The sequence below is a fragment of the Desulfosarcina sp. genome (genome assembly GCF_041551955.1).
In the GTDB taxonomy this organism is placed as follows: domain Bacteria; phylum Desulfobacterota; class Desulfobacteria; order Desulfobacterales; family Desulfosarcinaceae; genus Desulfosarcina.
The window spans coordinates 1-17,589 of record NZ_JBFELV010000063.1 but is presented as its reverse complement, the minus strand read 5'-3'; the positions used below and the strand labels follow the sequence as shown (position 1 = coordinate 17,589).

General features: G+C 53.4%; 15 protein-coding genes. 10 read left to right on the top strand and 5 right to left on the bottom strand.

Features of this window, described 5'->3' with window-relative positions; genetic code table 11:
* Positions 1–29: 29 nt before the first annotated feature.
* Genes pilQ through ABYV26_RS07275 form a run of 4 tightly spaced genes read right to left on the bottom strand, consistent with a single transcriptional unit; the run spans position 30 to position 4,605 of the window.
* Positions 30–1,601 carry a type IV pilus secretin PilQ gene (pilQ, locus tag ABYV26_RS07290; protein WP_372679593.1) on the bottom strand — a complete coding sequence of 524 codons (1,572 nt, stop codon included), beginning with the start codon at positions 1,599–1,601 and terminating at the stop codon, positions 30–32.
* 20 nt (positions 1,602–1,621) lie between these two features.
* Positions 1,622–2,146 carry a hypothetical protein gene (locus tag ABYV26_RS07285; protein ID WP_372679591.1) on the bottom strand — a complete coding sequence of 175 codons (525 nt, stop codon included), beginning with the start codon at positions 2,144–2,146 and terminating at the stop codon, positions 1,622–1,624.
* A 36-nt stretch (positions 2,147–2,182) separates the two neighbouring features.
* The gene (locus ABYV26_RS07280; protein WP_372679590.1) at positions 2,183–2,698 is read right to left on the bottom strand and encodes a hypothetical protein; all 516 of its coding nucleotides are present in this window, start codon (positions 2,696–2,698) and stop codon (positions 2,183–2,185) included.
* Between the two features lie 50 nt (positions 2,699–2,748).
* Complete coding sequence (locus ABYV26_RS07275) at positions 2,749–4,605, bottom strand: hypothetical protein (RefSeq protein WP_372679588.1); 1,857 nt, start codon at positions 4,603–4,605, stop codon at positions 2,749–2,751.
* 479 nt (positions 4,606–5,084) lie between these two features.
* On the opposite strand from ABYV26_RS07275, the gene ABYV26_RS07270 reads away from it, so the two are divergent.
* The 5 genes from ABYV26_RS07270 to uvrC all read left to right on the top strand — a co-directional run bounded on the left by ABYV26_RS07270 (position 5,085) and on the right by uvrC (position 11,950).
* Positions 5,085–6,008 carry an adenylate/guanylate cyclase domain-containing protein gene (locus ABYV26_RS07270; RefSeq protein WP_372679586.1) on the top strand — a complete coding sequence of 308 codons (924 nt, stop codon included), beginning with the start codon at positions 5,085–5,087 and terminating at the stop codon, positions 6,006–6,008.
* 126 nt (positions 6,009–6,134) lie between these two features.
* Positions 6,135–6,629 carry a 2-C-methyl-D-erythritol 2,4-cyclodiphosphate synthase gene (gene ispF, locus ABYV26_RS07265; RefSeq protein ID WP_372679584.1) on the top strand — a complete coding sequence of 165 codons (495 nt, stop codon included), beginning with the start codon at positions 6,135–6,137 and terminating at the stop codon, positions 6,627–6,629.
* 24 nt (positions 6,630–6,653) lie between these two features.
* A complete protein-coding gene (gene cysS, locus ABYV26_RS07260) occupies positions 6,654–8,093 on the top strand; it encodes a cysteine--tRNA ligase (protein WP_372679582.1) in 1,440 nt (479 codons plus the stop codon).
* 6 nt (positions 8,094–8,099) lie between these two features.
* Positions 8,100–10,094: an excinuclease ABC subunit UvrB gene (uvrB, locus tag ABYV26_RS07255; RefSeq protein ID WP_372679580.1), complete on the top strand. Its 1,995-nt coding sequence runs from the start codon at positions 8,100–8,102 to the stop codon at positions 10,092–10,094.
* Between the two features lie 14 nt (positions 10,095–10,108).
* A complete protein-coding gene (gene uvrC / locus ABYV26_RS07250; RefSeq protein ID WP_372679578.1) occupies positions 10,109–11,950 on the top strand; it encodes an excinuclease ABC subunit UvrC in 1,842 nt (613 codons plus the stop codon).
* Positions 11,951–12,100: 150 nt separating this feature from the next.
* On the opposite strand, the gene mdh is transcribed toward uvrC, so the two are convergent.
* The gene (gene mdh / locus ABYV26_RS07245) at positions 12,101–13,033 is read right to left on the bottom strand and encodes a malate dehydrogenase (protein WP_372679576.1); all 933 of its coding nucleotides are present in this window, start codon (positions 13,031–13,033) and stop codon (positions 12,101–12,103) included.
* Positions 13,034–13,357: 324 nt separating this feature from the next.
* Between mdh and ABYV26_RS07240 the strand changes: the two genes are divergently transcribed.
* The 5 genes from ABYV26_RS07240 to ABYV26_RS07220 form a co-directional block, all read left to right on the top strand.
* Entirely contained in the window at positions 13,358–14,275 is a 918-nt protein-coding gene (locus ABYV26_RS07240; protein ID WP_372679574.1) for a tetratricopeptide repeat protein, read from the top strand.
* A gap of 102 nt (positions 14,276–14,377) precedes the next feature.
* Positions 14,378–14,992, top strand: a complete 615-nt coding sequence (locus tag ABYV26_RS07235) for an ATP/GTP-binding protein (protein WP_372679572.1) — start codon at positions 14,378–14,380, stop codon at positions 14,990–14,992.
* Between the two features lie 15 nt (positions 14,993–15,007).
* Positions 15,008–16,216 (top strand): cyclic nucleotide-binding domain-containing protein, encoded by a 1,209-nt coding sequence (locus tag ABYV26_RS07230; protein WP_372679570.1) that lies wholly within the window; start codon positions 15,008–15,010, stop codon positions 16,214–16,216.
* Positions 16,217–16,270: 54 nt separating this feature from the next.
* The gene (locus tag ABYV26_RS07225; protein ID WP_372679568.1) at positions 16,271–16,621 is read left to right on the top strand and encodes a PilZ domain-containing protein; all 351 of its coding nucleotides are present in this window, start codon (positions 16,271–16,273) and stop codon (positions 16,619–16,621) included.
* A 74-nt stretch (positions 16,622–16,695) separates the two neighbouring features.
* A partial coding sequence (locus tag ABYV26_RS07220; protein WP_372679567.1) for a phosphoribosylaminoimidazolesuccinocarboxamide synthase occupies positions 16,696–17,589 on the top strand: 894 nt, incomplete at its 3' end.

Here is a 17,589-nt window from a genome sequence, read left to right as displayed (position 1 = left end):
GGTTAACGGGCCGTACAACACTCGGGTTGCTATTGAGCCGGCGGCGCCTCGTCCTTGTCCTTGGGCACCATGGTCACCGTTGCCCGTTTTTTCAGAATATGGGGCGTAATAAAGATTAATAGCTCCTGCATTTGGTTGCTTTTCGATTCTCCTTTGAACAGGTAGCCCAAACCGGGGACGTGTCGAAGCCAGGGAAGGCCATAGTCGACGCCCCGGTCGGTCTGTTTGTTCAAACCGCCGATCACCGTGGTCTGACCGTTAAACAGCACCACATTGGTTTGGGCTCTTTTGGTGATCACCGTGGGGTTTCCGGATACGGTGCGGGTAAAATCCAGTTCATCCTTGTTGGTGGTGATGTCCATTTTTAACGTATCGCCTTCGATAACATGCGGGGTCACTTCCAGCCGAAGCACGGCCTTCTTGTATTCGATCTGGACCTTGTTGTCGTCCACCGTCTGGAAGGGGACTTCATCGCCACTTTCGATGATGGCTGTCTGATTGTCCAGCGTGGTGATGGATGGATTGGATAATATATTGAGCTTGCCCTCTTCTTCCAGCGCATTGAGTTGAGCGGCGAGCAGCAGTCCGCCGGACTGGACAATCATCCCCATAGTAAAACCGGAGCCGGCAACGGTGGCGCCCGATAAATCGGCAGGAAAATTCACCGCCAGGCCGGAGGACGGATTTACCGGGTCCGAGGCGGTCAATCCGATGCTGTCGCTGGCATTGGGGGTGACCCAGTAGTCGTTGCCGGTGTAGAGCCCGCCCCACTGCACGCCAAGCTCCCTGGCCGTTTCACTGTTGGCCTCGATGATGTGCGCTTCGATGAGCACCTGGGCCGTGGGCTGGTCCAGTTCGGTAATCAATGCAATCATCCGTTCGAGGTCGCTGCGGGTCGCCTGGATAATCAACGCATTGTTGTGTTCATCCAACAACACCGATCCAAGTATTTTTCCGCTGTCCGCTTCCGTCAGGAATTTTTCCAGATTGGTTTTCAGCTTCCCGGCATTCGCGTAGTCGACATGCACGATTTTGGTCAACAGCGGCTCGGAAAGTTCCATTTGCCTGCGTGTGGACAGAATTTTCTGATCCGCCTCCAATTGGCGGACCATGTCGGCTTTGTCGTCGAGGGTGATGATGCGGAGCAGGTCCCCTTCCCAGGCGTAGGAGAGACCGTGCGTTTTGAGGATGCCTTTAAACACCTGACTCCATGGAAGCTTATTTACGTTGAGGCTGGTGACCCCCTTGACCGAGTTGTTGATGATGATGCTGATGCCGACGGAACGCGCCAGGGCACGCAACAGCACAGAGATGTCGGCCTGGTGTATTTTCAGGGTGACCGGCTTGTCGGGCAGCAATTTGTCGATCTGACTCTCCACCCCCGCCATTTTATCGGCTGGCGGCGATACCTCCGGCATATCGATGATTCGATGCTGTTCGGGCGGTGAAAATCCTCTGGATTCGGCGGCTCTGGCCTGCCACTGGTCGAAAAGCGTCTCTTTTTTTTGGGTTTTTTGTTGGCTGCATCCGGCGAGACAGGACAACAGAAAAAGGGCTGCCAACACGAAGGGTACCAATGGGTTGCGATGATTGGATGACATGGGGCTCCCTTATGGTCGATCTATTTGCCAGTGATGGCTTCGTATTCGATCAATTTCAATATAATCACACCCGGTGTGTGTTGATTGCCGATTTCGACCTGATGCGGATGAATGCGGCGAACGTAGTGTCCCTTGCCATCGACGGCTTCCCCCGATGTGTACTCGATCCCATTGATTATGGCCAGGCGCTGCGTCCCCACTTCGAGATAACCGGTGTACGCCAGGTTCGGCTGGATTCCGGCGTTGGGACTGGCAGCGACCGCAGCGTCACGCTGCGGGGTATCCGAGAGCAGTGTTCCCTTTTTTAAAAATGGATCCTTTTCCCAATTGCGTTCGGCACTGCGGATGATGAACAGATCCATGTTCAACGCAGTGTCTTCTTTGAATTTTTGATTGACGTTTCGGGCAAACTCGAGCGCCTGGCCGTCCGACTGGTTTTGAACGACCCGTCGGCTGTCGATCGTCACCGGCCACCAATACAAGTATCCACCCAACAACACGGTTGCCGCCATGATAGAAACGATAATCTTTTCCCGTACAGTCATCGATACCTTAAAGCGTCATGGCGCACGCGACCGAAATCAGCGGTGCAACAGCGACACGGAGAGATTGATCCATTTGTTTTCCTCTGCGCTGCGGACCTGAATGCGATGAATCCGGTCCACAAAAGACTGCTCGACGATGGTGTTGATCAGCGGCTGAACATTTAATAATTCACCTCGGAAGACGACCTCTACCATCAACCGTCTGTTGCCCTGATCAACGCTCTGCGCATCAGGGATTACACTTTCAAGTGTCAGTTCGGCGTTGTCGGCGATTTCTTGAAAAATTTGAGCCAGCCGCCCGGTATTCGCGACGTCCAGCGCCTTTTTTTCTGGAGCCTTCAACTGTGTCGACGGGGCCATGCGTAACTGATCAACCAGTTTGCTGTAAATGGGAGACAATGCCTGCCGCAAGGCGATTTCTCGGTTCAACGCGGATATCTGCCGGTCGTAATCCTTCATGGTGCGATAGTTTGGATAGAGCACCAGGGCCAGAAAGGCCAGCAGGCCGAAGGCGCAGAGAATCACCAGAATGGGGCTGCTTTGGTTTTTCATGGCGGTCATCGTGTTATCACATCGGTCCTGTTTTTATGGCCGTTTGTCGGTCATGCGAGTTCGAATTGGATGGAAAACCGCAGAACCTGACGGTCATCCAAATACTGAAGGCGCTTGTTTTTGACAACAGGCCTGTGAAACAGCGGTGAATCATCAATTGTGAGCATGAAGCTGGCCAGATCCGTTTCAAAACGGATCCTGTCACCCGTGACAACGCCTTCAATCACCAATGTCGATCCTGTTTGCGTTTTTGCATTCGGCTCGCGTGGATCCATGTCGGCACTCAAGGCGATCAATTGAATATTGGCCGGTGTGAGGTGGATGACCTCTGCCATGACCGCGGAACTGGAATAACGCTGGCTCAAGGTGGCGATCAAGTCTCTTTTCTGGTTTGCCTGTGCATAAAGGGCCATGACCAGTTCCTGCGTCAACGGGACATTGAATGCATCCCTTGTTTGGATTAAACGGTCCATCTCAGCGGCTTTCACGGATAGGTGGTGCTCCTGCCATAAAAAGCCGCAAAACAACAACGCCAGAAAACCGATGCTGGCGGCTGAAATACTGATTCGGATCTGGCGGGCGCGGTTCCTTTGCTCCCGATGACGATAGGTGAAGAGGAAATTGGGGGTCAGTTCGTTGGAGGAGAGCCCGATTCCGATAGCCGGAACGAAACTCTCTTTCTGCGCCGGCAGGTCCGGTATGGTTACGTGTTGAGTAAAGGCATGCGGGTGGGGAAACGGGTTCAAAATATGGACCGGCACGCCCAGTTGAGATCCGATGTGGGAAATCACTGCCGAGTTGGCCGTCATTTTACCGGAAATGAGAATATCACTGACGCTGGATCGTTTGAAATGCATTGAAAAGTGCGCAATGGTGCGCTCCACCTGCTTGATCAAACGATCGATGGCGGGATAGATGATCTGAAATATATCGACCGGCTTACCATCTTGAACCCGGGCGGCGGTTTGGCTGTCAGCATCCAGGAATCGGTAAAAATCCTCCTGGGCGGCGGCATGATATTCATCATCTGCTTCGTCAGGGTCCGTGTCGCGGTTTTCCTTGGGCAGCGTCGGGGTTATGTCTTCGGGTGACGGGTGTCGGTATTGTTCGGCGATGGCGTCGATCATGCTGTGCATACCGGCCTTGATGCCCCGCGAAAGGATTAGGTCGCCATCGGCGTAGATCGTTATGCGTGACCAGTCCCGGCCGATGAACAGGCAGCAGGTGTTCTGCCCGGTCTCCTCAACGACACCGGTCTTCAACAGGTTTTGGATGGCAAAGGGGACGATCGAAATGCCGGTAAGCGGATACCCCGCCCTGCTGAAAAGTTTCTTCAGGGCTTCCGTTTCGGCAATGGGGATGGTGAAGGTCATAACTTGGGTTTTGGTCATGCCGTTTTCATTCACATCGCCCAGTATCCTGAAATCCAGCAACATCTCCTTTTCGCTGAAAGAGACTTCTTTCGAGAATGTCCAGAAAACCGCGTTGGGAATCTGCTTTTTAGGCAGTTTGGGAATGCGGATGCACCGGGTTTCCACTTTTGCCGATGCCACGCAGCACCAAATATCATAACGCTTCAGGCCGGTGCAGAATCGCGTCAATATCGCAGCCAGCGCCTTGGCCAACCGGGGCGTATCGAATTTGTCGGCATGGTCGACATCGACGGTCTCGTAGTCCAAAAGTTCGAAGGACTTGTCCGAGACCCGGTTGATCTTGGCGATCTTGATGCAGCGGTTGCCGATTTCGACGCCAATCCCGATGGCTTTCTGGAAAGTCAGCGCATTGAGCAGTCTTATTTTTTGGGATGGCGCGGCAGGTTCGGTTGGGTTGACGGTTGACGGGTGGGGAGTATTGTATCGGATCAGATCCAGCAGTTTCTCAGTGGAAGAAATCTCGTCCTTTCGCACCAATTCAGCACTCCGTATCGGTATGGCTGTCGTGTGTCTAAAACGCGCTTCAGTTGCCTGTAGCCTTCCGGGCCGTTGCGGCGAGGATTGGCTAAAGTCGATAACACATTCAAACGGTTACGATTTTGAACTATTTCACCTGTGTTTGTCAAGGCCTAATAGTCGGCGGCGATGGGGCTTATCTTTATTTTATTATTGGATATTTCCCAATTGCCAGGGGGTGTTCCAGGTTAGTGCCATCCGATGGGGGGGCCCGTACATCCGGCGTCGGAATCATGAAAAATGTGCAACATGGCGCATTAGTTCTTGAAAAAAAGCGATCTGCCTTCTATTTTCATCAGGACGACGACCCTGGAGAAAACTCACTTGCCAGGGGCATGAAAAATACCGGAAGCCTTCACCGGCCCCATCCGACCTCATTCGCAGGTGGCATGGCCACAGGATCAGATGACCAGTAAAATTTTTCTGGAAAGACCTCTATGAAGATGCCAAACCGTTCTGTCCGTCTGACCGACCACATGATGCTGATCGGTTTTATGCTGGCGGTGGTCTACTGGGTACTTGACTCATTTTTGTCTATTTTTACCAGTTACGGCACCCTGCTCGAGCAGTTGCTGGGCATAAACCTGGACGAGGTATGGACGAGAATTATCGTGCTGTGCCTGTTCGCCATATTCGGCTCGCATGCACAATACACCATCAATGAACGGAAAAAAGCAGAAGCCACGCTCGAGCGTGATGCCGCCACCCGTGAACGGTTTCAACGCCTGCTCTCACCGGATCTTGCCGAGAGGGTCGTTTCCGGTGAATTGAAGGTTGAAAAGGGCGGTAAGGACCGGGTTGCAACGGTCCTGTTTGTGGATATCCGGGGGTTTTCCACCATCAGCGAAAACTATCAGGCATCTGACGTCCTGCGCCTTCTCAACGAGTACTACGAAGTGTTGGTGGAAGTGGTGTTTCGCCATGAAGGAACGGTGGATAAATTCATTGGTGATGAGATGATGGTGATCTGGGGAGCGCCCGTCGCCCATCATGACGATCCCCACCGGGCCGTGATGGCCGCGCTGGAAATGAAAACCGCGCTCGCCGGGTTCAATCGAAAAAGCCTGGATAAGGGCCGTCCGGAAATCAAGTTCGGCATCGGCATCAATACCGGCAATCTCATGGCCGGATACATCGGGAGTTCGCATACCATGAGCTACTCGGTCATCGGAGACACCGTCAACACGGCCTCCCGGTTGTGCTCCGCGGCAAAGCCCGACCAGATTCTGATCTCCGAGAATACCTGGAACCAGGTAAAACACCGATGTGACGCCCATCCTTTGGGTCAGATTCATGCCAAGGGAAAGTTCAAACCCGTCAACGCCTTCGCCGTCACCGGAAAAAAAACACGCCTTGGGTGATTGTCTTGCACTTGCTTTCCTGTTGTGGCTTCCTACTTTAATAAAATTAGGTGCTGCTTTACGGCCAATGCCAAGTATGCTAAGAAGCCTTCTCCTACGATCATCTGAAACGAATATTCGCTCATTATGACACGCATCGGATTGGGATATGACATTCATCGGTTGGTGCCGGGCCGAAAACTGGTGCTAGGCGGCGAAACTATTTCATTTGAAAAAGGGCTGCTGGGACATTCAGACGCAGATGTTCTGGTGCATGCCGCCTGCGATGCGCTTCTCGGTGCGGTGGGAATGGGGGACATCGGGGATCATTTCCCCGATACGGATCCCCGCTACTGCAACATATACAGCATCGAGCTGTTGACCACGGTCTACCGACGGGTCAGCGAATCGGGAATGGAGTTGGTCAACCTGGACGCCACCGTGTTCGCCCAGGCGCCGCGCCTATCGCCTTACAAAGACCGTATGGTGGCCCGCATGGCTGACGGAATGTCCGTGGACAAACGGAAAATCAACATCAAAGCCACGACCACCGAAGGGCTCGGTGCCATCGGCCATGGAGACGGCATTGCCGCCATGTGTGTGGTTCTGCTTCAAGCCACAACGCCGGAGACCGGCAACTAAACCCATCGGCGAGGTTCTTTAAAGATGGTTATGCGAATCTACAACACACTGACCAAATCAAAAGAGACATTTGAACCGGTGTCGCCCGGTCAGGTCAGGATATATGTGTGCGGCCCGACCGTTTATGACTCATGCCACGTGGGGCATGCCCGTTCGGTGGTGGTGTTCGATGTGGTGGTACGCTACTTGCGGGCCATGGATTTCAAGGTCACCTACGTCCGGAACTTCACGGATGTGGATGACAAAATCATCAACCGGGCAAACTCGGTTGGCATGGATGCGATCCAACTGGCAGAAAAATATATCAGCGAATTCCACCGTGACATGGATGCGCTCAACGTCATGCGCGCCGACCAAGAACCGAGAGTCACGGAGCATATCGATGACATCATCGAGATCATCAGGAACCTGGTGGAAAAAAAGGCTGCCTACCTGGTTGACGGTGATGTGTTTTATGCGGTGGAAACCTTCAACGACTATGGAAAACTATCCGGTCGCAAACTGGCCGATATGGTTGCCGGCAGCCGGGTCGAGATCAACGAGAACAAACGCAACCCTTTCGACTTCGTGCTTTGGAAAGCAGCCAAACCGGGTGAACCGTCATGGCCAAGCCCTTGGGGCGAGGGTCGGCCCGGCTGGCATATCGAGTGTTCGGCCATGAGCAGCCGGTTTCTCGGTGACACGTTTGACATCCACGGCGGGGGCAAGGACCTTATTTTTCCCCACCACGAAAACGAAATCGCACAGTCCGAAGCCGCCCACGGAAAACCGTTCGCCCGATTTTGGATGCACAACGGGTTCGTGAACATCGACAACCAAAAAATGTCCAAATCCTTGAACAATTTTCTGATGATCAAGGATATCCTGCAATCCTACCACCCCGAAACGGTCCGACTGTTTCTGCTCTCGAGCCATTATCGCAGCCCGATCGATTTTTCCGACCAAAATTTGAAAGAATCGGAAAAGGCCCTGGACAAAATTTATGGGGTTCGCAAACGGCTGGATCAGGCGGCCGGGCTGACCGAGGCGAACGGTGAAGAAGCGACCAACAGCGGCTATTGGCCGGCCTTTTGTGAAGCCATGGACGATGACTTCAACACGGCCAAGGGTGTCGGCATCCTGTTCAATCTGCTGAAAGACGCCAACCGGATACTGGATGAAGCGGACCCATCGTCGAAAGCCAAGGATGCCTTGTCATCCATGACCGCTGACCTGAAGCGAATAGGCAATATATTGGGGATTCTCCAACAACCCTGGCAATCCTTTTTCGATCGACGGGTCGACAGTCACCTGGAGACGATCGCGATTTCTGCCGAAGCGATTGAGGCACTGGTGGCTGAACGCGCCGCTGCCCGCCAAAGCAAAGACTGGAAGCGGGCCGACGACATCCGTGATCAGCTGGAACAAGCCGGGATCCTTTTGGAGGATAAGGGTGGCGGAACCCAATGGAAAGTGGCCACTTGATCCCACATGTCAGCTTTCAAGCTCGTATCCGACTTTAGTCCCTGTGGCGACCAGACGCAGGCCATCCATACCATCTCCGAACAGATCCAAAGGGGCACAAAAAGCCAGGTGCTGCTGGGCGTAACCGGTTCCGGCAAGACCTTCACCATGGCCAACATCATCTCCACGGTCAACCGCCCGTCGCTGATTCTGGCGCCTAACAAGACCCTGGCGGCCCAGCTCTACAACGAATTCCGGTCCCTTTTTCCAGACAATGCCGTCGAATATTTTGTCAGCTACTACGACTACTATCAGCCCGAAGCCTATATTCCCACCACGGATACGTATATCCAGAAGGATTCCTCCATCAATGAACTGATCGATAAAATGCGTCATTCAGCCACCCGCAACGTGCTGTCTCGATCTGATGTGGTGGTGGTGGCCAGTGTCTCCTGTATTTTCGGTTTGGGCGCACCGGAGGACTACCTCTCCATGCGCATCGACATCGCGGCCGGCATGGATCTTCCTCGGGAGCGGCTGCTCTATCAGCTGGTGTCCATCCACTACCAGCGCAACGACATGGATTTTCACCGCGGTGTTTTTCGAGTGCGTGGTGATCGGGTGGAAATTTTTCCCGCCTACGAGGAAGACACGGCCGTCCGCATCGATTTTTTTGGGGACGAGATCGAACACATCTTCGAATTCGATCCCCTGAAAGGAACCACCCTCCGGCGCCTTGACCAGATCACCCTGTTTCCTGCCAGCCACTACGTGACGCGCAAATCGACGCTCGAGCGGGCCACCAAAACCATCGTTCGGGAACTGAAGGATCGCGTCGATTATTTCCGGAATGAAAACAAGCTCATCGAGGCCCAACGCATCGAAGAGCGCACGCGCTTCGATCTGGAAATGATCCAGGAAATCGGCTACTGCAACGGCATCGAGAACTACTCTAGACACTTGACCGGCCGCCTGGCCGGCCAGCCACCGCCAACGCTGCTCGATTATTTTCCCAAAGATTTCCTTATTTTCGTGGATGAGAGCCACATCGCCGTGTCACAGATTCGAGCCATGTACAAGGGAGACCGGTCTCGCAAAACAACATTGGTCGACTATGGATTCCGGTTGCCCTCGGCCCTTGACAACCGACCGCTCCAGTTCGAGGAGTGGTCCAGCCGCATCAACCAGATCGTTTATGTGTCGGCCACCCCGGCAGACTACGAACTGTCCGCCTCGAAGGGCCGGGTCGTGGAGCAGATCGTACGGCCCACTGGACTCATCGACCCGGTGGTACATGTGCGTGACGCCAGCAATCAGGTGGATGACCTGTATGGAGAGATTCGGGATCGGCAGCGGCGTGGTGAGCGAATTCTAGTCACCACGTTGACCAAACGGATGGCTGAAGACCTCACCGAATACTATACCGATCTGGGACTGTCTGTTCGATACCTGCATTCCGATATCCACACCATGGAACGCATGGACATTATCCGGGATTTGCGGATAGGCAAGTTCGACGCGCTGGTTGGCATCAATTTGCTGCGGGAGGGGCTGGATATCCCTGAGGTGTCCCTGGTTGCCATTCTGGATGCGGACAAAGAAGGCTTTTTACGATCCAAGCGTTCACTGATCCAGACCTTCGGCCGGGCGGCCAGGAACATCAACGGTACCGTCGTGCTCTACGCCGACCGGATCACCGCCTCCATGAAAGCAGCAATTGACGAAACCAACCGGCGGCGGGCCATCCAGCAGCAGTACAATGAGGTGCACCACATCACCCCGCAAACCGTGCATAAAAGCATTACGGATATATTCGACAACGCCTATCAGACGGCAGAAACCGAATCGATGCAAGTGGCTGAGGCGCCGGCTGTCTTCGATCCGGAAGATGACATCGAATCTGTGGTTCGCGAATTGGAAATCCAGATGCAGACGGCGGCCAAATCGCTGGCCTTTGAGAAGGCCGCCTCGATCCGGGACCGAATCAAGGCACTTCGAAAACGGCTGTTGTTTGAATCGTAAGCATGGTGACCGCCATGGCGCAAACGCCTGACTGTTCGGATTTATCAACCCACCTAACCGGGATCATTGCCGCCATGTCCGAGGGCCCCGGCGTCTACCTGATGAAAGCGGCCGGCGGGGAAATCATCTATGTAGGCAAAGCCATCAATCTGAAAAAGCGGGTGGCATCCTACTTCCAACGACAGAACGCCCATGGTGCGAAAACCGCATTGATGGTCGCCCGGGTGGCGGAAATTGACACCGTGGTCACCGCCTCGGAGAAAGAGGCCTTGATCCTCGAGTCCAACCTGATCAAGCGACACCGACCCCGTTTCAATGTGGTCCTCAAGGACGATAAGCGCTATCCTTCCCTCCGCATTGATATCCATGCCGCCTATCCAAGAATAGAAATCGTCCGTAAAACGCGTAAAGACGGCGCTGTCTATTTCGGACCCTATTCATCCGCCCAAGCCGTTCGGCAGACCGTCAAGCTGATCAACAAAACCTTTCCGCTGCGAAAATGCAGCGATCGCACCCTGAGCCACCGCACTCGGCCGTGCATCCACCATCAGATGGGCCAATGCCTGGCGCCCTGCTGTCTGTCGGTCGACCCGAAAGCCTATCGGGAGATCGTCAAAGAGGTCATCCTTTTCCTGAAAGGGCGCACACCTGAATTGATCAGGCGGATTCGTCGCCACATGCTCAAGGCTTCTGATGCGCTGGAATTTGAAACAGCCGCGGCGCTAAGGGATCGGATGGTTGCCCTGGAAAAAACCTTGGAACGTCAGGTGACCGTAACCACTGATTTTATGGATCGTGATGTGATCGGCATCAGTGGTAACCATGACTTCAGATTGGTGACGGTGATGACCCTTCGTCGCGGTTTTCTCCAGGGCGTCCGGCATTTTGAATTTATTCATGCCGCTCCCGAGAAGGGTGAATTGGTCGCCCAGTTCCTGGCGCAGTATTACCAGCAGGCCCACGCTATTCCTGTGGAGGTGCTGGTACCTGAACTGCCGGAAAATAATGCGTTGCTGGAAGAGACCCTGTCGGAATGGCGGATGAGGCGGGTGAGGGTGCTACGCCCCATCAGGGGTGAGAAACGTCGGCTTCTTGAGATGGCTGAAAACAATTCAGAAAACACCCTTCGCGAGCGGCTCCAGAAAGCGACCGGGGAAGCTGCCGTCCTCGAAGGCCTGAAACGTCGGCTTCGCATGGATCGCATACCGTTGCGCATCGAATGCTTCGACAATTCCCATCTGGCCGGCACGAATCCGGTATCGGCCATGGTGGTGTTTGTGGCTGGGCGGCCCCACAAGGCCGCCTACCGTCGTTACACCACCCGCACGGTATCTTCCCCGGACGATTATGCCAGCATGGCCGAAGTGCTGCGCCGAAGGTACGGGAAGCTCGGACCATCCACGCCTGAACCGGACCTGTTGCTGGTGGACGGCGGAAAAGGGCAGGTGAATATTGCCGTTGCGGTGCTGGGCCGGTTGGGCTTGACGGGGCGGTTTGCCATCGCGGGCATCGCCAAAAAAGACGTGGAAAAAGAAGAGACCCAGGATAAGATCTACCTGCCCAACCGAGCCAATCCCGTCAACCTGGGGACGGACGGCCGTTTATTGTTGATGCTCGAGCAGATCCGGGACGAGGCCCATCGCTTTGCCTTGACCTTTCAGCGTAAACAGCGGGCCCGCAAAATGATAAAATCAGCACTGGACGGCGTCGCTGGGGTGGGACCCAAACGAAAGCGATTGCTGATGAAACATTTCGGGAGCCTCAAAAAAATCCGGGCAGCCACCGAGGATGAACTCAGCAGGCTGCCCGGCATCAACACCGCCTTAGCCGAAGCGATTAAGCGGGGCCTATCCTAATATTCATCATGTTCTTTCAGAAATGGTAGATTGTGGCTCAGATCGAGGCCGCAGGGTTATTGAAACCGCAGGCGTAGCAGCGCTACGTCGAGGATTTAAATAACCCGAGAACGCAGAGCTGGGCCGCAAGATGCCGTTTCTGGATGGACATCAGCCTAGTTTGGCCAGATCGTTCTTAAGCTCCTGAACGGCGGCAGCCGATTTCATCAGGGCGGCCTTTTCATCCTCGGTCAGCGTTATTTCGATCACCTGTTCCATGCCGTTTTTGCCCAGTTTGACCGGCACGCCGATAAACAGGTCGTTGATGCCGTATTCACCCTGGAGATAGGCGGCACAGGGCAGCACCTTTTTCTTGTCTTTCAATATGGATTCGGCCATTTCAACCGCGGCGGAAGCCGGTGCGTAGTAGGCGCTGCCGGTTTTGAGCAGACCGACGATTTCTGCCCCGCCGTTGGCGGTGCGTTTCACCAGCGCATCGATCCGATCCTTGGGCATCAACTCAGTGATGGGGATCCCGGCCACGGTTGAGTAGCGGGGCAGGGGAACCATGGTGTCGCCATGACCGCCCAGTACGAAGGCGTGGGTATTTTCTACGGACACGTCCAGTTCCATGGCAATGAACGCCCGGAAACGGGCTGAGTCCAGAACACCGGCCATACCCAGAACCCGATTCTTGGGGAACCCGGAAGCTTCGAAGGCCACGTGGCACATGGCGTCCAGTGGATTGCTGACGATAATCAGGATCGCGTCCGGAGAGTGTTTGGCGATCTGTTGGGTCACACTTTTAATGATACCGGCATTGGTGCTGATCAGATCATCCCGGCTCATGCCGGGCTTGCGGGGAATACCGGCGGTAATGATCACGATGTCAGATCCCGCGGTCGCTTCATATCCGTTGGTACCGGTTAGTTTGGCATCGTGTTTCTCAATGGGTGCGGCCTCTGTCAAGTCGAGGGCCTTTCCCTGGGGGACACCTTCGACGATGTCCACCAGGACCACATCGCAGAGCTCTTTTTCAGCCAGACGTTGGGCAGCGGTGGCTCCCACATTTCCTGCGCCCACTACGGTAACTTTTTTGTCCATGACATGCTCCTTATAGCGTTAATGGGTTATTATGGCGATATTTCGAATTTGTTCGAGGAAGAAAAAACTTGATAACACACAGCCTGTCAATGTCAATACGTTTGTTTTATAAGAAGTTAGTTCTCAAATGTTGACAATAAAAGGGCAAACAGGATAAAACACCTTCTGTGACAAAACATTAGGTTCATTGGGAATCATTTCACGCCGAATGAGATGAAGAGGGGAAAGAACGGGAAAAGAATCCGTTTTTCAGCCTTTTCCCAGTCCCGACGGGCCGTGGGGGTCAATACCACTGTTAGCGGTTCATCAAAAACAGGATCGTGAATGAACATCAGCCTGCAAATCAAATCCCTGCTGAATGAAGCCGAATTGTACCGTGCCCAGGGACTCTTCCCCGAAGCCAAAGATAAGTACCATGCAGCGTCAGCAATGATCCACAAGATCGACAAGCTCAAAAACAAAGACAGTCTCCTAAAGGCCATTTCGGGTAAGATTCAATCCCTTGAAAAAAAGACGGAGAAGGTCGAAACCGGTCCTTCATCTCCTGAATTATCCGAAAAAGGGCAAAACCTGATCAAAAGCCTGTTTGGTGAAAACGATCTGCAAAAAGCCGTCGCCCTGGCAAAGTTCGGACAATTCGAACGGGCGATCGTCGAACTGGAAGCCTTGCTGAAAGATGACGTGTACCGGGTGGACGCAGGCAAGAACATTATTCGATGCAAGATGGCGATCGCCTCGGTGGACGATGCGATCGACCAATACCATCAATGGCTTTCCGGAGACCTGTTCAACGGCCACCAACTGGAATCCATCAGGACTTATCTTCAACCGATTGTCGACCGGAAAGGCATTGACAAGGTTCTGCCTGTGCCGGAGGGCGAAAGGGATGAAATTGATACCGACGCCGATTCCGGCGGCATTGAGTTCAGCATGCCTGAAGCCGAGGAGGAGATACTGGATATCACCTCCATCGGCATCACATTTACCAGCGGTACCCATAAGGGGAAAATGGTCGAGTTCGATGTCAACTTTCAATCCGGCGGAACATTGAGCCTGATCATTTCGAAAAATGACCAAGGCTTGATCGACGGGTTGAAAAATGGGGACTGTCTGGACGACATCCAGTTCTACTCCCCCATTGCCATGTTCAAGGGGACGGCTGTCGTTGCCAATAAGACACGGATCGATACGGGACCGAAACAGGGTGATTTTTGTCTTGATTTAAAAGTTAAGAGCACTTGACGATTCATCAATGCTGCAGTCAATCTTTAAATACGGGCAATGTATTGCGGCTAAACAAGGTCTCCAGCGCCTACATCATTACATCAGCTAAGGATATTCTTTATGGCCATTTTCAACCTGAAAAAAAGGGAAATCGAGTGTAAGGTCGTATACTATGGGCCGGGTCGGTGTGGCAAGACAACGAACCTCGAGTATGTCTTCAAATCATACAAAAAACAAGTGACCGGGGAGATGGTTTCCATCAATACGGAAGGTGATCGTACCCTGTTTTTCGACTTTTTGCCTATCGGCCTGGGGAAAATAAAAGGATGCGATATCCGTGTGCAGCTTTACACCGTGCCCGGTCAGGTCAAATACAGCTCGACGCGTAAACTGGTTTTACGTGGCGTGGACGGCATCGTTTTTGTGGCGGACTCCCTGGAGGTGCGGCGTGAGAAAAATATGATCTCTCTGAAAGATTTGCAGAGCAACCTCAAGGAGTACGGCAAAAGCATTTTCAAGATCCCTTTGATCATGCAGTATAACAAAAGAGACCTTGCGGATGAAGGCATTCCCCTCATGTCCATTGAACAGATGGACCGCGACCTGAACCGCCAACTGAAAGTGCCTTCTTTCCCGGGCAGTGCCGTTAAAGGAACGGGGGTGGGAGTGACGCTGAAGACGTGTTTGATGGAAACACTGAAATCCTTGCAAAGAGAATTCAAGTGGGCAAAGTAGAGGTCGGTCCTTGCGATGAATAACAGCGTGGCGTTATCGGGAAGCCTGGGCTTCCTGTCTTTGGGAGACATCATTCAACTGCTGGGTTCAAGCGGCAGCACGGGCGTGCTGCGTCTGATCAACCGTTTTGCACCGGATCCGGGATTCATCTATTTTATCGAGGGGAATCCGGTCAATGCCCAAAACGGAGATATCGAGGGTCTCGATGCCCTCTACTCTCTTTTCGGCTGGGTTAGCGGGTCTTTTGAATTCACCCGAGAGGCCATATTGGTCGACAAGCGAATCAACAAAAGCCGAATGGGAATCATCCTGGAAGGCATGAAACTTTTGGATGACGGGCATATCAAGAAGATTGGACCGGCCAATGCCGCCGAGAAAGCGGCCGATAGGGAACGGTTGCTATCGAAAACCGCCATCGTCAAGGGACCGCTCGTAGATTACATGTACGTCGTCGATGAGGAGGACTTCTTCGACGGTGAGCATATCGTTGAAGAGGGAAAGCACGGCAGCTGGATCTGGGTGATATTGGAGGGTGTCGTCGATATCGTCAAAGAGGATGATTCGGGCACCATTCCCATCATCCGTATCGGCGACGGCTGTTTTATCGGCAGTATGGCTTCTTTTCTTTTGCAGGGGCACATTCGCACCGCCACGGCTGTCGCCGTGGGTAACGTCCAACTGGGTGTTCTGGATTCCCAGCGCCTGGCACAGGAATACGCCGGCATGTCTCTGGAATTCAGAACATTCTTGACCAGCCTCGACAAGCGAATGAAGCAACTGACCGACCGCATCGTGGAGTATCATGACGGGAACGTTCAGACCACAGAGATCTTAAAAGACAAAAAGGTGCTCCTCCGGCAGGGAAAAACCGAAGAGAAACAACTTTACGTGTTAAAACAAGGCAGGGCATCCGTGGTGAGAGATGCCGAAAACGGCCCGGTCGTTCTTTGTCATCTTTACAAAGGCGACTTTTTTGGGGATGTGCCTTTTCTGCACCTGGGACAGGAGCCCGAAGGTGCAGCCATTTATGGTTCGGAGAATATCAAAATCGCCAAGATCGAGGCCGTGTCGCTGCAAAAGGAATACAACCGGCTCTCGACGACATTTAAAAACATTGTGGATAACATGGCCACCTGCATGTCTGTCACCGCGGATATCGTCTGCAGATCCCTGGCATCGAAAAAAGAGGTGACTGCAGACAACGACACGCGGCAGGAAATATGAAGGGCCCTATTCGACATCGGTAACCCCTTACCATCGGGACAAAGGTGAACCCCAATGAACGAGAAGAGAAAGCATTCCAGAGTGGACTCCATCTATCTGCTCAACTATGTGAATCTGGATGAAAATGAAAAAGAGATGATGCAAGGCATGGGGCGCACGATTAACGTCTCTGAGTCGGGAATCATGCTGGAAACCCACGTGGCATTCAGCGAGAATGACACGGTGGACGTCGTCGTGGGACTCAAAGAGGATATGGTGACCATCCGTGGAAAAGTGGTTTTTAGTCGGACCACCGATACCGGTCTGCACCAATCGGGCATCCAGTTTCTGACCATTGCAGATGCATCGTTGGCGACCCTTCGCCGCTACATCGATGCATTCAACGCATTGTCCACCCATACATGAATCCAGCCGGGTGCACGTCATCGGTTGAACTGACCGCGATGCCCTGCTGATTTGGCCTAAAAGGAATCCTGCACATGACCCGAGTCGTTCGAGAAACTGACTTTCCCACCCTGAAATTAATTCAACGGGGCAAGGTCCGAGACATGTATGATCTGGGCGATGCCTATCTAATGGTAGCCACGGACCGCATGTCGGCCTTCGACGTGGTCCTGCCTGATCCCATTCCGGACAAAGGCGTCGTCCTTACCCAGATTTCCCTGTTTTGGTTCGACATAATGAATCCGCTGATCGGCAATCACGTGATTAGCGCCGATGTGTCGCGTTATCCTGAATCCTGCCGACCCTATGCCGCGGATCTTCAGGGTCGCAGCATCGTCGTTAAAAAAGCCCAGCCGCTTCCCGTGGAGTGCGTGGTCCGCGGCTACATTACCGGGTCCGGTTGGAAATCATACCGGAAAGATGGTACCGTGTGCGGTATTCGTCTTCCTGAAGAACTGGTCGAATCCGACCGACTGCCAACGCCGATCTTCACCCCGTCTACCAAGGAGGAAGTGGGCAAACACGATATCAATATCGATTTTGACGAGATGGTCGAGCGGATCGGCGCCCCGTTGGCGGAACAGGTTCGAGACCTGTCCCTGGCCATTTACGAAAAAGGTGCACAGATCGCCGGTGAAAAAGGGATCCTGATTGCCGACACCAAATTTGAATTCGGCTTGGTGGATGGACAACTGATCCTCATTGATGAAGTGTTGACCCCCGATTCCTCACGGTTCTGGCCCAGAGACAGCTATGCACCGGGCGGATCACAGAAAAGTTTCGACAAACAGTATCTGCGCGTTTACCTGATTTCGCTGGATTGGGACAAAACGGCTCCCGGTCCCGGGCTTCCCCAGACGGTGATAGACAATACGCGTGCCAAATACGTGGAGGCGTTGACGCTGCTATGCGGCGATAAGCATGGCCTT